Annotated in this window: 11 protein-coding genes, 1 tRNA gene and 1 pseudogene; 8 read left to right on the forward strand and 5 right to left on the reverse strand. The window is 73.2% G+C overall.

The annotated features are described in order from the left end of the window. Positions 1 to 57: 57 nt before the first annotated feature. Positions 58 to 1,587, reverse strand: a complete 1,530-nt coding sequence (locus tag ACWGIS_RS15080) for a M6 family metalloprotease domain-containing protein (RefSeq protein ID WP_453362848.1) — start codon at positions 1,585 to 1,587, stop codon at positions 58 to 60. Positions 1,588 to 1,942: 355 nt separating this feature from the next. On the opposite strand from ACWGIS_RS15080, the gene ACWGIS_RS15085 reads away from it, so the two are divergent. After that, entirely contained in the window at positions 1,943 to 3,907 is a 1,965-nt protein-coding gene (locus ACWGIS_RS15085; RefSeq protein ID WP_453362849.1) for a putative bifunctional diguanylate cyclase/phosphodiesterase, read from the forward strand. On the opposite strand, the gene ACWGIS_RS15090 is transcribed toward ACWGIS_RS15085, so the two are convergent. Continuing rightward, positions 3,883 to 4,977 (reverse strand): LLM class flavin-dependent oxidoreductase, encoded by a 1,095-nt coding sequence (locus ACWGIS_RS15090; protein ID WP_453362850.1) that lies wholly within the window; start codon positions 4,975 to 4,977, stop codon positions 3,883 to 3,885. The genes ACWGIS_RS15085 and ACWGIS_RS15090 overlap by 25 nt on opposite strands. A gap of 246 nt (positions 4,978 to 5,223) precedes the next feature. Here ACWGIS_RS15090 and ACWGIS_RS15095 point away from each other — a divergent pair, with 246 nt between their 5' ends. The 7 genes from ACWGIS_RS15095 to ACWGIS_RS15125 all read left to right on the forward strand — a co-directional run bounded on the left by ACWGIS_RS15095 (position 5,224) and on the right by ACWGIS_RS15125 (position 10,678). Next, positions 5,224 to 6,183, forward strand: coding sequence for a D-2-hydroxyacid dehydrogenase (locus ACWGIS_RS15095; protein ID WP_453362959.1), 960 nt, complete (start codon positions 5,224 to 5,226; stop codon positions 6,181 to 6,183). A gap of 192 nt (positions 6,184 to 6,375) precedes the next feature. Then, a complete protein-coding gene (ehuB, locus tag ACWGIS_RS15100; protein ID WP_453362851.1) occupies positions 6,376 to 7,299 on the forward strand; it encodes an ectoine/hydroxyectoine ABC transporter substrate-binding protein EhuB in 924 nt (307 codons plus the stop codon). Then, the gene (ehuC, locus tag ACWGIS_RS15105; RefSeq protein ID WP_453362852.1) at positions 7,296 to 8,027 is read left to right on the forward strand and encodes an ectoine/hydroxyectoine ABC transporter permease subunit EhuC; all 732 of its coding nucleotides are present in this window, start codon (positions 7,296 to 7,298) and stop codon (positions 8,025 to 8,027) included. Before ehuB ends, ehuC begins: the two co-directional genes overlap by 4 nt. Further along, positions 8,024 to 8,674, forward strand: a complete 651-nt coding sequence (ehuD, locus tag ACWGIS_RS15110; RefSeq protein WP_453362853.1) for an ectoine/hydroxyectoine ABC transporter permease subunit EhuD — start codon at positions 8,024 to 8,026, stop codon at positions 8,672 to 8,674. The genes ehuC and ehuD overlap by 4 nt, the downstream gene beginning before the upstream one ends. Then, complete coding sequence (gene ehuA, locus ACWGIS_RS15115; RefSeq protein WP_453362854.1) at positions 8,664 to 9,497, forward strand: ectoine/hydroxyectoine ABC transporter ATP-binding protein EhuA; 834 nt, start codon at positions 8,664 to 8,666, stop codon at positions 9,495 to 9,497. Before ehuD ends, ehuA begins: the two co-directional genes overlap by 11 nt. Positions 9,498 to 9,723: 226 nt before the next feature. Continuing rightward, positions 9,724 to 10,482, forward strand: coding sequence for an IclR family transcriptional regulator (locus tag ACWGIS_RS15120; RefSeq protein WP_453362855.1), 759 nt, complete (start codon positions 9,724 to 9,726; stop codon positions 10,480 to 10,482). 122 nt (positions 10,483 to 10,604) lie between these two features. Then, positions 10,605 to 10,678: transfer RNA gene (locus ACWGIS_RS15125), tRNA-Lys, on the forward strand. A gap of 152 nt (positions 10,679 to 10,830) precedes the next feature. On the opposite strand, the gene ACWGIS_RS15130 is transcribed toward ACWGIS_RS15125, so the two are convergent. From ACWGIS_RS15130 to ACWGIS_RS15140, 3 genes and pseudogenes are all read right to left on the reverse strand, one after another. After that, the gene (locus ACWGIS_RS15130; RefSeq protein WP_453362856.1) at positions 10,831 to 11,484 is read right to left on the reverse strand and encodes a response regulator; all 654 of its coding nucleotides are present in this window, start codon (positions 11,482 to 11,484) and stop codon (positions 10,831 to 10,833) included. Next, positions 11,469 to 12,713, reverse strand: a complete 1,245-nt coding sequence (locus tag ACWGIS_RS15135) for a sensor histidine kinase (RefSeq protein WP_453362857.1) — start codon at positions 12,711 to 12,713, stop codon at positions 11,469 to 11,471. Before ACWGIS_RS15135 ends, ACWGIS_RS15130 begins: the two co-directional genes overlap by 16 nt. Positions 12,714 to 12,940: 227 nt before the next feature. After that, a pseudogene (locus ACWGIS_RS15140) lies at positions 12,941 to 14,602 on the reverse strand (AMP-binding protein). Positions 14,603 to 14,688 lie beyond the last annotated feature (86 nt).

Here is a 14,688-nt window from a genome sequence, read left to right on the forward strand (position 1 = left end):
CGCCCCCAGGACGCGAGTGTCCGTCGCCGCGCGGCTCCCGACGCCCTCCCCCCTGCCTCAGCCGGGTGTGATCTTCACCGTCCAGGAGCCCGACGCCGTACGGTCCTCCACCTCGACCCGGACGTTCTCGCCCGGCACCGTGAAACTCTCGCCCAGACCGACCGGCGCGTCCGCCAGCGGCGGGTAGACCGAGTCGTCCCAGCACCCCTCGGACCGGGGATGCGCGTCGAGCACCTCGATGGGACCGCCGCCGGACTCGGTCTCGCTGCGGACGCGGTACACGAGGACGCCCTGCGTGCAGCTCGCGCCGTCGTTGCCCGCCGGGGCGCGCACCTCGACGGCGAGCGCGCTGTCCGGCCCCGTGCGCACCACGGCCAGCTTCGTGCCGCGCCCCGTCGTCAGTGTGCGGGCCCCCAGGCCGAGAGCGGGACCCCCGGCACCGGCCGGCTGCCCGGCGGTGCCGACGGTCCGCCCGCCCGCGCCGACGGACCGCTCCCCCGGCTCGGGGGTCCGGTGGTCCGGTCCTGCTCCTCCGGTGTCCGTGCCGGGGAGCTGTTCGTCCGCACCCGGGATCCGGGCGGCGGGCCACGGCCGGGCGCCCGGCATGCCGGGCTCCGCCGCGGCGTCCGCCGGCGGCGGGCCCGCGGCCGCCGTCCCCGCCGGCCCCGTGCCCAGCGGTTCCAGGGTGAGGCGCGTGCTGCCCGGCCCCGAGACGCAGCTGACCTGCCGGGGTTCGAGCCAGCCCAGTTTCCACTTGTGCCAGCCGAACAGGTCGGGTGACAAACCGAACTGACTGCCCATCAGGTCCCAGTCGCCGACATGGGTGTCCCAGTCGCCCTTGCCGTCGGAGGGGCGGTGGTAGAGGTCCGGCAGGTCGAAGACGTGGCCCGTCTCGTGGGCGAGGACCAGCCGGTCCGGCGGGTGCTTCTCGAACACCGTGACCACCCGCCGGATCTCCTTGCCGTCGGCGCGCAGCGGAGTGTCGAGGTTGACCACCTTCGTCGCGTCCGAGTCGACGCCCGGCGCGTCCGGATCGGCCACGAAGTAGACGATGTCGTAGCGCGAGAAGTCGACCCCGCCGTCGGCCGCCCGCAGCGCGTCGCGAAGGTAGGCGCCGCGGTGCGCGGCGTTCCAGTCGCGCTGTATGGCGTACGCCGTGGAGGGGCGGGGCATCCGGATCCACCGGCGCTGCGGATGGGGGCGCAGGGTGAACTTGCCGTAGGAGGCGCGCTCGAAGAACCGGGTCGTGGACGGGAAATAGTCGGCGGTGAGTTCGGCGGGTGTGGTCGTGGGCTCGGAATCGGGGAATGAAAGAAACACCATGACCGCGTCGAGGGCGCGGGTGGGGCGCGGATAGGAGGCGTTCCAGGTGTCGACGCCCTCCGAGTGGTGCGCCGGGGTCCGCTTCAGGACACACGGCGCCGCGAGCGGTTCGGCGAGTGCCGGAGCGGTGACCAGTGAGGTGGCGGCCAGAGCGGTCATCGACGTGAAGGCGGCCGCGGTACTGCGCAGGCGGGGCGCCCCGTCACGGGTGAGACTCCGCAGGGCCTCGCGAGTGAGCCCCTTCAGTGGCAGCGGACGCGGCACGTCGACCTCCGGATGCGGTTTTCAGGACACCGCACCCAGCCTGTGTGTATTTGTACTATTACGCCCTGTTTGTCTGCACCAGAAGAGTGAGAGTGCTCGGAGGGCGACACCCCGAGCACTCACAGAACGTCACAAGCGATCGCCGCAGGAAGGAAGCTGTCCAGGGGCGGGCAGAAACGATCTGCCAGAAGGGACGGTTCTGCCGCGACGCCGGGCGGTGGCTGGAAGGCCCCGGGGTCAACCTCTATGATCGGCACACTTTCCTGCACGGGCCCGGCTTGTGCGGCCGTCCCCCGTTCGGCCGAGTACCCCGACGAGACCCATACGAAGAACGAGTGCACTGCGGGAGCGAGCGGTGAGCGGAACGTCCGAAGGGCCGGCGACCGCGGCAGACCTCATCCGGCCGGCCGTCACAGAGCGTCACATCGACCCATCTCCTCGTACGCCCATGTCGTCCCACCCCGCGGCCGGCGCGCCGCCGGGCACGGCGACCGCGGAGGACCCGAGCGACCCCCAGGAGACGCTGCACGAGGCGGTCGCCGACGCGCCGCTCGACGCCGTGTCCGCCCTGCGGCCCGGCCGGACCTTCGGTGCCGCCTTCGCCGCCGCACCGCTCGCCATGGCCGTCGTGGACCGCGCGGACCTGGTGGTCGTCGCCAACGACACGCTGGGCCTGCTGCTGGGCACCGGCTCCGAGGCGCTCGTCGGACGGACCGCGTCCGACCTGGTGGACCTGGCGACCGACCCACGGACCTGGCACGCGTACCGCGAGGTGCTGGGCGGCCGGCAGGCACGGCTGCGCTGCACGCGCCGGATCAAGCACCCCGACGGCTACAGCCTCTGGGCCCAGGTCACGGTGACCCCGCTGCCCCAGGAGGAGACGGTCCTGATGTCCGTCGCCGACGTCAGCGCCCGGCGTGAACTCCAGGCCCGGCTGCGGCATTTGCAGATGCACGACCCGGTGACCCGGCTGCCCAACCGCACCCTGTTCTTCGAGCGCCTGACGGCCGCCCTCGAGGCGGAGGCGTACGAGGAGAGCGGCACCGGCCGGATCGGCCTCTGCTACCTGGACCTCGACGGGTTCAAGGCGGTCAACGACACCCTCGGCCACCGCGTCGGCGACCGGCTGCTGGCGGCCGTCGCCGAACGGCTCACGCGCTGCGCCGAACAGGCGGGCCACGCCCGGGCCGCCACGCCCCTGGTGGCCCGGCTCGGCGGCGACGAGTTCGCCCTGCTCGTGGAGGACTCCACCGGCACCGAACAGCTCGCCGACCTCGCCGAGTCCGTGCTGCGGGCGCTGGAGGCGCCCTTCGACCTGTCAGGACGGCGGCTGTCGGTGTCGGCGTCCATCGGCGTGGTCGAGCGGCACGCGGCGGGGACCACCGCGACGGGGCTGATGCAGGCCGCGGACACGACGCTGTACTGGGCCAAGGCCGACGGCAAGTCCCGCTGGACCCTCTTCGACCCGGAGCGCAACGCCCACCGCATGACGCGCCAGGCGCTGTCCTCCACCCTGCGCCCGGCCGTCGACCGCGAGGAGTTCGTCCTCGAGTACCAGCCGCTGGTGAGCATGGAGGACGGCGGGGTGCGCGGGGTCGAGGCGCTGGTGCGCTGGAACCACCCGCAGTTCGGGATGCTGACGCCGAATCGGTTCATCGGACTCGCCGAGGAGGACGGCTCGATCGTGCAGCTGGGCCGCTGGGTGCTGGCCACGGCCTGCCGGCAGGCCCGGCGCTGGCAGCTCGACCATCCGGACACGGAGCCGATCTTCGTCAGCGTCAACGTGGCGGTGCGCCAGGTGTGGGACTCGGACCTCGTCGAGGACGTGGCGCGGGTCCTCGCGGAGACCGGACTCGCCCCGCACCTGCTCCAGTTGGAGCTGACGGAGTCCGCGGTGATGGGCTCGGCCGGCCGTCCCCTGCAGACCCTCCAGGCGCTCAGCGACATGGGCGTACGCATCGCCATCGACGACTTCGGCACCGGGTACTCGAACCTGGCCTACCTCAGCCGGCTGCCGGTGTCCGTGCTGAAGCTGGACGGCTCCTTCGTCCGGGGCTTCCAGTACGAGAACCCCGACGGGGCGGACGGCCACCCCAACCCCGCCGACGAGGTCATCGTGGAGGCCCTCATCCAACTCGCCCACCGGCTCGGCCTGACGGTGACCGCCGAGTGCGTGGAGACCTCGGCGCAGGCGGGCCGGCTGCGCGGGATCGGCTGCGACACCGGGCAGGGGTGGCTCTACTCCCGCCCGGTGGCCCCGGACCGCATCGCCGAGCTGCTGACGGCGCCGTCCGTTCAGGCGGGCGCCGGCAAACCGTAGGCGTCCGCGATGAGTTCGTACGAGCGCAGGCGCACGTCGCCGCCGTGCGCGTTGCCCGTGATCATCAACTCGTCGGCGCCGGTGCGCTTCTGGAGGTCGTCGAGGCCGGCCCGCACCTCGTCGGCGGTGCCGTGGATGACGTTGGCGTTCCAGCTGTCGACGAACTCCCGCTCCATGGGCGAGAAGTCGTAGGCCTCCGCCTCCTCGGGCGTCGGGACCAGGCCGGGGCGGCCGGTTCGCAGCCGCACCATGTTGAGGGCGGCGGCGAGGACCTGGCGGCGGGCTTCCCGCTCGTCGTCCGTGGCGAGGGCGGAGACGCCGATGAGGGCGTACGGCGCGTCCAGGACGGCACTCGGCCGGAAGGACTCGCGGTAGAGGTCCAGGGCCGGGACCGTGTTCTGGGCCGAGAAGTGGTGGGCGAAGGCGAACGGGAGGCCGAGGACGCCGGCCAGCCGGGCGCTGAAGCCGGAGGAGCCCAGCAGCCAGACGGGGGGCCGGTGCGGGGACTGCACGCCGCCGGGCGAGGTCGCCTGGACCGGTCCGGGGACGGCGTGGATGCGGCCGTAGGGGTGCCCGTCGGGGAAGTCGTCGTCCAGGAAGCGGACCAGCTCCGCGAGCTGCTCGGGGAAGTCGTCGGCGCCCTCGTTCAGCCGGTCCGTGCGGCGCAGGGCGGCGGCGGTCGCGCCGTCGGTGCCGGGGGCCCGGCCGAGGCCCAGGTCGACCCGGCCCGGCGCCATGGCCTCCAGCGTGCCGAACTGCTCGGCGATCACCAGCGGGGCGTGGTTCGGCAGCATCACGCCGCCCGAGCCCAGCCGGATGCGGTCAGTGTGGGCGGCCAGGTGAGCGAGGATCACGGCCGGTGAGGACGAGGCGACGCCCGGCATCGAGTGGTGCTCGGCCACCCAGTAGCGGTGGAAGCCGCGTGATTCCGCGAGACGGGAGAGGGCGACGCTGGTGCGCAGCGCGTCGGTCGCGGTGCGGCCCGCGCCGACCGTGACGAGGTCCAGTACGGAGAGGGGTACCGGGGCGGTGCCCTGCGCCCTGCCTCGGATTTCGTCCGTCTCTGCCACCGGGGTGCCTCCTGTTTGCTCCGTCGCGTACTCCTCGTTGCACGAACAGGAGGGTGTCCCCGGTTATTCCCGGCGGCCGGGCGGCGGTCACGCCGGGCCGCTGTTTCCGTGGGTGGGCGAGGGAGCCCGCGGGGGCCGTGTTGACGAAGGCGGTCCCGGGTGCGAGCGTGAACGATCCGCGCATCTCGGGCGGCCTTTCCCCCTGTTCAGAGGAGCGGACGCGTGGTGCGAAACGGTGCCTCCCCGATGACCGGCGACCGGTCCGGGACGACCCTGCTCGTCCTGGACGCCGAGCCGCTCCCCCGCCTCGGCCGGCTGACCGGACGGGTGCGGATCGAGCACGCCGACGAGTCCACGCTGGCCGAGCGGCTGCCCCGGGCCGACGTTCTGCTCGTGTGGGACTTCACCTCGCACGCCGTGCGCCGCGCCTGGCCCGGCGAGGGCCCGCGACCGCGCTGGGTGCACACGGCGAGCGCCGGCGCGGACCATCTGCTCTGCCCCGAACTCGTCGCCTCCGACACCGTGGTGACCAACGCGCGCGGCGTCTTCGAGCAGCCCGTCGCGGAGTACGTCGCCGCCCTCGTCCTCGCGATGGCCAAGGACCTGCCGCGCACCTGGGCGCTCCAGCGCGAGCGCGAGTGGCGCCACCGCGAGTCCCAGCGGGTGGCGGGCACCCGGGCGTGCGTGGTGGGTTCCGGGCCGATCGGGCGCGCGATCACCGCGACCCTCAAGGCGCTCGGCGTCACGACCGCGCTGGTGGGGCGCACCCCCAGGACCGGCGTCCACGGCCCCGGCGATCTGGACCGGCTGATGGCGCGCGCCGACTGGGTGGTGGCCGCCGCGCCGCTGACCGGGGCCACGCGGGGCATGTTCGACGCGCGGCGCTTCGGGGTGATGCAGCCGTCGGCGCGCTTCGTCAACGTGGGGCGCGGTCAGCTCGTCGTGGAGGACGCGCTGGCCGAGGCGCTGACGAAGCGGTGGATCGCGGGCGCCGCGCTGGACGTCTTCGCGCACGAGCCGCTCGGCCCGGACAGCCCGCTGTGGGACGTCCCCGGGCTGATCGTGTCGCCGCACATGAGCGGGGACACCGTCGGCTGGCGGGACGAACTCGGCGCGCAGTTCGTGGAGTTGTTCGACCGCTGGGAGAGCGGGAGACCTCTGCGGAACGTGGTCGACAAGGAGCGCGGGTACGTACCCGGGCATTGAGGGCCGAGCGGGGTCACCGGCCTTAGGAGTCGCCGTCCCCGAGCGGGCCGGATTCCGTTCGCACACCGGACGTCCCGGGACGGCGGGGAGCCGTGCGCCGCACGGCTCCACCGGGGTCCGGGGGGCGCCTCCGCCCGCGAGCGGATGGAATCGGTCCGAATAACCCGGGTGGTCTCGGGTAGCCGCGCCGCCATGGCTCCACCACTTGAGAACGACACTCAGGACGTACACATAAGAAAACCCGGCCGGCGGTCGCTGCTCACGGGCGTTTCGGCGCTCGGCGCGGCCGCCGCGCTGGGGGCCGCCGGCTGCAGCCGGGTGGCCACGGCCTCCGCCACGGGAGGCGGTGACCTCCTCGGCCGGCTGAGGGCGCAGGGCGTCGTACGGCTCGGCATCGCGGGAGAGATTCCCTTCGGGTACATCGACAGGGACGGCGAGCTGACCGGCGAGGCGCCGGAGCTGGCGAAGGCCGTCTTCAAGCGGCTCGGCGTCGACCGGGTGCAGCCGGTGCCGACGGAGTTCGGCTCGCTCATCCCGGGGCTCAACTCCCAGCAGTTCGACGTGGTCTCCGCCGGGATGTACATCAACCCGGAGCGCTGTGAACAGGTCATCTTCTCCGACCCGGACTACCAGATGCTGGACGCCTTCGTCGTCCGCAAGGGCAATCCGAAGGGGCTGCACGACTACAAGGACGTCGTCGAGAAGAAGGCCAGGTTCGCCACCGGCACCGGGTACGCGGAGATCGCGTACGCCGTCGAGGCCGGTTACAAGGAGAGCGACATCCTGATCGTGCCGGACCAGGTGGCCGGGCTGAACGCCGTGGAGGCGGGCCGCGTCGACGTGTTCGCCGGTACGGCGCTCACCGTGCGCGAGGTGGTCAGGAAGTCCGCGAAGGCGGAGAGCACGAAGCCCTTCGCCCCGCTGGTGAAGGGCAAACCGCACGTGGACGGGGGCGGGTTCGCCTTCCGGCCGACGGAGACCCGGCTGCGGGACGCCTTCAACGCCGAGCTGAGGAAGCTCAAGGCGAGCGGCGAGCTGTTCCGCATCCTGCGGCCGTTCGGCTTCACGAAGGCCGAGATGACCGACATGACCGCGAAGGAGCTCTGCCGCGGATGACCTCGGGACTCTGGGAACTCGTACTGAAAGGCATCTGGACCACCGTCCAGCTGCTGGTGCTCAGCGCGCTGCTGGCCGCGGCCGTCTCCTTCACCGTGGGCATCGCGCGCACCTCCCGGCTGTGGATCGTCCGCTTCCTGGCGGGCTTCTACACCGAGGTGTTCCGGGGCACCTCCGCGCTGATCATGATCTTCTGGGTGTTCTTCGTGCTGCCGCCCGCGTTCGGCTGGCAGCTGGTGCCCCTGTGGGCGGGCACGCTCGCGCTCGGCCTCACCTACGGCGCGTACGGCGCCGAGGTGGTGCGCGGCGCCCTGAACTCCGTCGACCCGGCGCAGCGCGAGGGCGGGATCGCGCTCAGCTTCACGCCCTGGCAGCGGCTGCGGCTGATCCTGCTGCCGCAGGCCGTGCCGGAGATGATGGCGCCCTTCTCGAACCTGCTGGTGGAACTGCTCAAGGGCACCGCGCTGGTCTCCGTCATGGGCATGGGCGACCTGGCGTTCAGCGGCAACCTGGTGCGGCTGGCGCTCCAGGAGAGCGCGGAGATCTACACGTACGTCCTGCTGATCTACTTCGTGATCGCCTTCCTGCTCACCCGCGTCATGCGCGGCCTCGAGCGACGGCTGAAGGCGGGGCTCGGCCGGACGCCGGCGCCGAGGAACACATGGTCGCTGCGGCGTGACGCGGCGGACACCGCGACCGTCGGCGCCGGGACCGGAGGTGCGCGATGACGTGGGACTGGAGTGCCGTCGGCGACTTCATGCCGCAGTTCTGGGACGGCCTGCTGATCACCCTCCAGGCGCTGGTGCTCGGCTCGCTGATATCGTTCGCCCTCGGGCTGGTGTGGGCGCTGCTGATGCGCACGCCCTCCCGCTGGGTGCGCTGGCCGGTCGGTGCGGTCACGGAGTTCGTCCGCAACACCCCGCTGCTGGTGCAGCTGTTCTTCCTCTTCTACGTGCTGCCCGAATGGGGTCTCACCTTCTCCGCGCTGACCACCGGTGTGGTCGCGATCGGGCTGCACTACTCGACGTACACGATGCAGGTCTACCGGGCCGGTATCGAGGCGGTGCCCGCCGGCCAGTGGGAAGCGGCCACGGCGCTCAACCTGCCCCGCACGCGCACCTGGACCGCGGTGGTCCTGCCCCAGGCGATCCGCCGGGTGGTGCCCGCGCTGGGCAACTACGTCATCTCGATGCTCAAGGACACACCGCTGCTGATGGCGATCACGGTCCTGGAGATGCTCGGCGAGGCACGGCTGTTCTCGCAGGAGCACTTCCAGTTCACCGAGCCCCTCACGGTGATCGGCGTGGCCTTCATCCTCATTTCCTATCCGGCTTCCCTCCTCATGCGAGCCCTGGAGCGACGTCTTGTCCGCTGACACCCATTCCACGCACACCGCCGAGGACGCCCTCAAGGCGGCCAATCCGCCGGTGGACGGCAGCGAGCTGATCCGCTTCGACAAGGTCACCAAGCGCTTCGGGGACAACACCGTCCTCGACGGGCTCGACTTCTCCGTCGATTCGGGCAAGCACGTCACGCTGATCGGCCCGTCCGGCTCCGGCAAGACGACGATCCTGCGGCTGCTGATGACCCTGACCAGGCCCGACGAGGGCACCATCAGAGTGGGCGGCGAGTACCTGACCCACGAGGAACGCAACGGCCGACTGGTCCCGGCCGGCGAGAAGCACGTCCGCGAGGTCCGCAAGAACATCGGGATGGTCTTCCAGCAGTTCAACCTGTTCCCGAACATGAAGGTGCTGCGCAACCTCACCGAGGCGCCCGTCACCGTCCTCGGCATGTCCAAGGACGCGGCCGAGGAGCGGGCCCGGGAACTGCTCGACCTGGTCGGGCTGACCGAGCACCTGGACAAGTACCCGAGCCAGCTCTCCGGCGGCCAGCAGCAGCGGGTCGCGATCGCCCGGGCGCTGGCCATGCGCCCCCAGGTGCTGCTGCTGGACGAGGTGACGTCGGCACTCGACCCCGAGCTGGTCGCGGGCGTCCTGGACGTACTGCGCGACATCGCCCGCACCACCGACATCACGATGCTGTGCGTGACCCACGAGATGAATTTCGCCCGTGACATCTCCGACCAGGTGCTGATGTTCGACGCGGGCCGGGTCATCGAGGCGGGTCCGCCGGAGCGGATCTTCGGTGATCCGGAGCAGGACCGGACCCGGGAATTCCTCAGCGCGGTCCTCTGATCACGGGAAGTGAACAGGGCAAGGCGCGAGGTCCCGCGCCCGGGGCATGACCGCTGTGGATGACGGAGGCACATGCCAGGGTGGCGCGTTCCTGCTGAGCCAGGGGAACGCGCCATCAATCTCATCAACGGACGCTCTGCGCAAGCGCTTTGGCGGTTATCGTGAAGGGGAGCCCACTGTCCGGGCTCCCGCTCTCCGAGACGGCCGAAAAGCGCAGGGGGAAACCGTGGCGCTGAAGAACGAGCCGACCGCACCCCACCACTCGGCCCAGGACGCCCTGCGCGTCCTGGAGACGGTGGCGGGGCACACGACCGGCATCACCGACATCCGACTCGCCCGCCTGACCGGCCTCGGCCCGGAGCGCCTGACCACGCTCCTGCGGATGCTGCGTCGCGAGGGATACGTCGAGCAGATCACCGACGGCGCCTACGTCGCCGGTGCCGCCCTCGGCAGGCTCAGCTCCGCGCACGGCCGCGACCAGGCCCAGCGGGAGAAGCTCCAGCACACCCTGGACCGGCTGCGCGACTCAGTGGGCGCCGCCGTCTACATCAGCCGCTACATCGACGGCGAGGTGCACGTCACCCAGTGCGCCGAGGGCCCGGCGACACCCGCGGTCAACGAGTGGGTGGACTTCCGCTCGTCCGCCCACGCCAGCGCCGTCGGCAAGAGCCTGCTGGGCCAGCTCGACCTGAACGGGCGCCGCGACCATCTGGCCCGCCACAAGATGGCCCGGCTGACCTCGCGCACCATCACCAGCGAGCGGGCGCTGCTCAGCAGGCTGGACGCCCAGCCGCCCACGGTCCCGGTGCTCGACCTCCAGGAGTACGCGGTCGGCACGGTCTGCGCGGCCGTCCCCATCACCGCGGGCTCCTCGGTCGGCTGCCTCGCGCTGTCGCTGCCGGTCGAGCACGCGCACCGGCTCCGCCGGGCCGCGGACACGCTGAACCGGGGCGCGGCCCCGGTGCTCCTCTCCCTGGCCCTCTAGGGGTGACCGGACCGCCCGCGCGCCCGGTCGGCCGGGCCGGCGCCGGGTGGTCGGAAGCACCCCCGGGGACCAGGTATTATTTTTCATGTCGCCACCCCGCGAGAGCGGGAGGCGAGAGTCACGCGCCGCTAGCTCAGTTGGTTAGAGCAGCTGACTCTTAATCAGCGGGTCCGGGGTTCGAGTCCCTGGCGGCGCACATCGCCGATGGCGAGGAGTGTTCACGAGGAATCGTGGACGCACCTCGCCATCGCTGTTTTCCCGGCGACCCGCCCGCGCGTCTCCGCCCAGCCCGTGCGCGTCCGCCCCAGCCGTGCGCCTGCGACTCGGCCCCGCGCGGGCGTCCGCGGGTCAGCCGCGGAGATAGGCCAGCACCGCGAGGACCCGCCGGTGGGTGTCCTCCGCCGGGGGCAGGTCCAGCTTTCCCAGGATGTTCCCGATGTGCTTGCCGACGGCGGCCTCGGTGACGACCAGCTCCCGCGCGATCGCCCCGTTCGACCTGCCCTCCGCGACCAGCCCGAGCACCTCCCGCTCGCGGGGGGTCAGCGCCGCCAGCGGGTCACGACGGCGCCGCAGCAGCTGGCGTACGACCTCGGGGTCGACGACCGTGCCGCCGGCCGCGACCCGCTGCACCGCCTCCGCGAACTGCTCGATCTGCCCGACGCGGTCCTTGAGCAGATAGCCGACGCCGGTGCCGTCGCCGGTGTCGAGGAGGTCGGCGGCGTAGGCGCGCTGCACGTACTGGCTGAGCACCAGGACCGGCAGCGCCGGATCGTCCGCGCGCAGGGCGAGGGCGGCGCGCAGTCCCTCGTCCTGGAAGTCCGGGGGCATCCGTACGTCGGTCACGACGAGGTCCGGTGCGTGCTCGGGCACCGCCCGCCGCAGGGCGTCAGCGTCCCCGACCGCCGCGACGACCTCGTGCCCGAACCGGGCCAGCACGCCCACGAGTCCCTCGCGCAGCAGCACACTGTCCTCGGCCAGGACGACTCTCAGCGGGGCAGGCACGGGATCTCCAGGCACAGGACGGTCGGCCCGCCGGCCGGGCTCGTGACGGTCAGTGTGCCATCGAGGGCCGCCAGCCGGTCGGCCAGTCCGGTCAGGCCCGAGCCGCCCGCCGGGTCCGCGCCGCCCCGGCCGTCGTCCCGCACCTCCACCCGCAGCCGCCCCCGGGCGTGCCGGGCGGTGATCCGGGCCTGCCCGGCGCCGCTGTGCCGCCCGACGTTCGCTAGCGCCTCCCGCACCGCGAAGTACGCGGCCGACTCCACCGGCTCCTCGAACCTCGGCAGCTCCACCGCCACCTCGACCGGGACGGCGGACCGGTCGGCGGCGTCCGCGATCGCGTCCCCGAGCCCGTAGTCCGCGAGCACCCGTGGATGGATGCCGTGGATCAGCTCCCGCAGCTCCAGCAGGACGTGCTCCGACTCCCGCTGGGCGGCGGCGAGCCGGGCTGCCAGCTCCGGCGGGGCGTCGAGCCGCAGCAGCCCCAGGTTCATGCCGAGCGCCACCAGCCGCTGCTGCGCCCCGTCGTGCAGGTCCCGCTCGATGCGCCGCCGCTCCGCCTCGAACGCGGCCACCAGCCGGGCCCGTGACCGGGTCACCTCGGCAAGCCGCCGCTCCGCCTCCCGCGGGGCGAGCAGCAGCCGGGCGAGCGCGGCGCGGGCCCGGGCGTACCGGTCGAGCGGCCACAGCAGCAGAAGGAGGAGGACGATGCCGGTGGCGGCGCAGAGGGCCGCCGAGGCGTAGGAGTCGATCAGCCAGAGTTTGACGACGCGGGTGTCGCCGCCGGAGAGCGCGAGCTGCACGGGCGCCACGGTCAGGGCCGCCGGGATCACGACCGCCGCGGTCAGCACGAGCAGGTCCAGCGGCCACAGGACGGACGCGAGCAGCACGGTGTACGCCAGTTCGCGCCAGGTCGCCGGCTCGGCCAGCCGCAGCCGGGCCCACGCGGCGAGGCCCGGCTCGTCCGGGGTGCGGTGGGGACTCCCCCCGTCCGGCGGGCCCGACCCCGCGGACGCCGGTCCGGCCAGCCGCAGCCGCCGTCGCTCCACGGCTCCGACGGGCACGCCGGACAGCGCGAGCAGCACCAGCAGGGGCAGGCCCACCAGCAGCGGGGTGAGCGCGACGCCGACGGTGCCGAGGACCAGCAGGCACACCAGGAGCGGGGCGCCGAGCAGGACGCCGGTGACGAGATGGGCGAACGCGCGTACCGGGCCCCGGCGCAGGTTGCTGATCATGCGCCCACGGTAGGCGGCGGCGGGCGGCGCGGACCATACGCGCAGGGGGCGTCCCGGGGGTGGGGCCAGACCTACCCCCGGTGCCGGTCGCCGACGTCGCGCGGGGCCGGACGACGCCGTGCGCGGGCCCGCGTCCTGGTCGCGCGACCCGGCATCCCGGCCCCGGGGCCGTCACAATGCGCGACCCGGCGTCCCGGGCGCCGGAGCCGTCGTACCCGGGTCCCGCCTCACCTCCGCAGCAGTTCCTCACGGCCGCGGGCCCGGTACTCCTCCTCCAGGCGGGCCAGGTCCGGGGCCCGCAGTCTGCGGTAGGCGTCCCCGCCCGCCGGCCGCCACCAGACGGGGTCGGGGCAGCGGAAGCCCTGCCGCCGCAGCCCCGCCCGGTGGATCTTGTTGGTGGCGGTGACGGGCATGCGGTCGACGGTCCGCACGAACCGCGGGGCCATCTTGGTGCCGAGGTCCGGCTGGGCGAGCAGGAACGCGGCGAAGGCCCGCGGGTCGAAGGAGGCGGCGCCGGAGCGCAGGGCGAGCGCCGCCATCACCTGGTCGCCCGCCACCGGGTCCGGCACGGCGTAGACGGCGACGGCGGCGGCTTCCGCGTACCGGGCGAGGATGTTCTCGATCATCGCGGCGGCGAGGTTCTCGCTGTCGACGCGCAGCCGGTCGTCGGTGCGGCCCGCGAAGTACAGGAAGCCGTCCGGGTCGCGGTAGAAGAGGTCGCCGGTCCAGTACCAGCCGTCGCGCCGCCGGGCGCGGTCCGCCTCGGGGTTGCGCCAGTAGCCCTCGAAGGGGCTGGGCCCCCGGTTCACCAACTCCCCTATCGCCGCGTCGCCGTTGAGCAGCCGTCCGTCGGCGGCGAACCGTGCCGCGGGGCACTCCTCGCGGGTGCGCGGGTCGACCACGGCCAGGTCGTCGCCGGGTGCCGCCCGGCCGACGGCGCCCGGCGGGGTGCCCGGCGTCCACTGGACCGCCGCGCCGCCCTCCGAGGAGCCGTAGCCCTCCACCAGCCGTACGCCGAAGCGCCGTTCGAAGGCCGCCGCGTCGACGGCGCCCGCCTCGGTGCCGAAGCCGAGGCGCAGCGGGTTGTCGCGGTCGTCGGGCCGGGCGGGGGTCGCGAGGAGGTACTGGACGGCCCGTCCGACATAGGTGAAGTAGGTCGCCCCGCAGGCCCGTACGTCGGTGAGGAACGCGGAGGCGGAGAAGCGCCGGCGCAGCGCGACACCGGCGCCGGCCGCGAGCGCGGGCGCCCAGTCGGCGATCACCGCGTTGCCGTGGAACATCGGCATGCAGATGTAGTGGACGTCGTCGCGGCGCACCCCGAAGTGGCCGGCGAGCGAGAGTCCGGCGGCAGCCAGGCGCCCCTGGGTGCAGATCGCCGCCTTGGGGGCGCCGGTCGAACCGGAGGTGAAGTACAGCAGGAGGCGGTCGGACGCGGTGGCCCGGGAGGCGTCCGGCCGGGCGCCCTCGTAGGGGGCGAGCAGGGCGGCGTACGCGTCGGTGCCGGTCACCAGGACGCGTACGTCCGGGAGTTCGAGGCCGGCCAGCAGCGGCAGGTGCGCCTGTTCGGTGACCAGGACACGGCAGTCGGTGTGGCCGATGTCGCGGGCCAGTTCGGGGCCGCGCCGGGTCGGGTTGATCCCGGCGACGGCCGCCCGGGCGAGGGCCGCCGCGCCCAACCACATCGGGTACTAGGGGGTGTTGTCGAGCAGCACGGCCACGTGCGGTGGCGCGCCGGGCGGCAGCAGGTCGGCCAGCAGCGCCGCCCGGGCCGCCGCGCCGGCGGTCACCCGGTGGTGGCTGAGTACGCGGCCCTCGAACCACAGCCCGGGCCGGTCGTCCCCCCAGCCCGCTGCCACGAGCTCCGCGACGGTGCGCCTGATGGACCCCATGGCAGCGCACCATAACTGACGACGCGTCAGATGGCGACGGTCACGACGGCCCCGGCGACGACGAGGGCGAGGGCGACGGCCGTCAC

It is taken from the genome of Streptomyces sp. NPDC054842, assembly GCF_053611025.1.

What these genes read in the sequence shown, in the direction of transcription:
- ehuB (WP_453362851.1), top strand. Translation starts at nt 6,376, where the DNA reads ATGGCTCCACCACTTGAGAACGACACTCAGGACGTACACATAAGAAAA.
- ehuC (WP_453362852.1), top strand. Translation starts at nt 7,296, where the DNA reads ATGACCTCGGGACTCTGGGAACTCGTACTGAAAGGCATCTGGACCACC.
- ehuD (WP_453362853.1), top strand. Translation starts at nt 8,024, where the DNA reads ATGACGTGGGACTGGAGTGCCGTCGGCGACTTCATGCCGCAGTTCTGG.
- ACWGIS_RS15095 (WP_453362959.1), top strand. Translation starts at nt 5,224, where the DNA reads ATGACCGGCGACCGGTCCGGGACGACCCTGCTCGTCCTGGACGCCGAG.
- ACWGIS_RS15135 (WP_453362857.1), bottom strand. Translation starts at nt 12,713, where the DNA reads ATGATCAGCAACCTGCGCCGGGGCCCGGTACGCGCGTTCGCCCATCTC.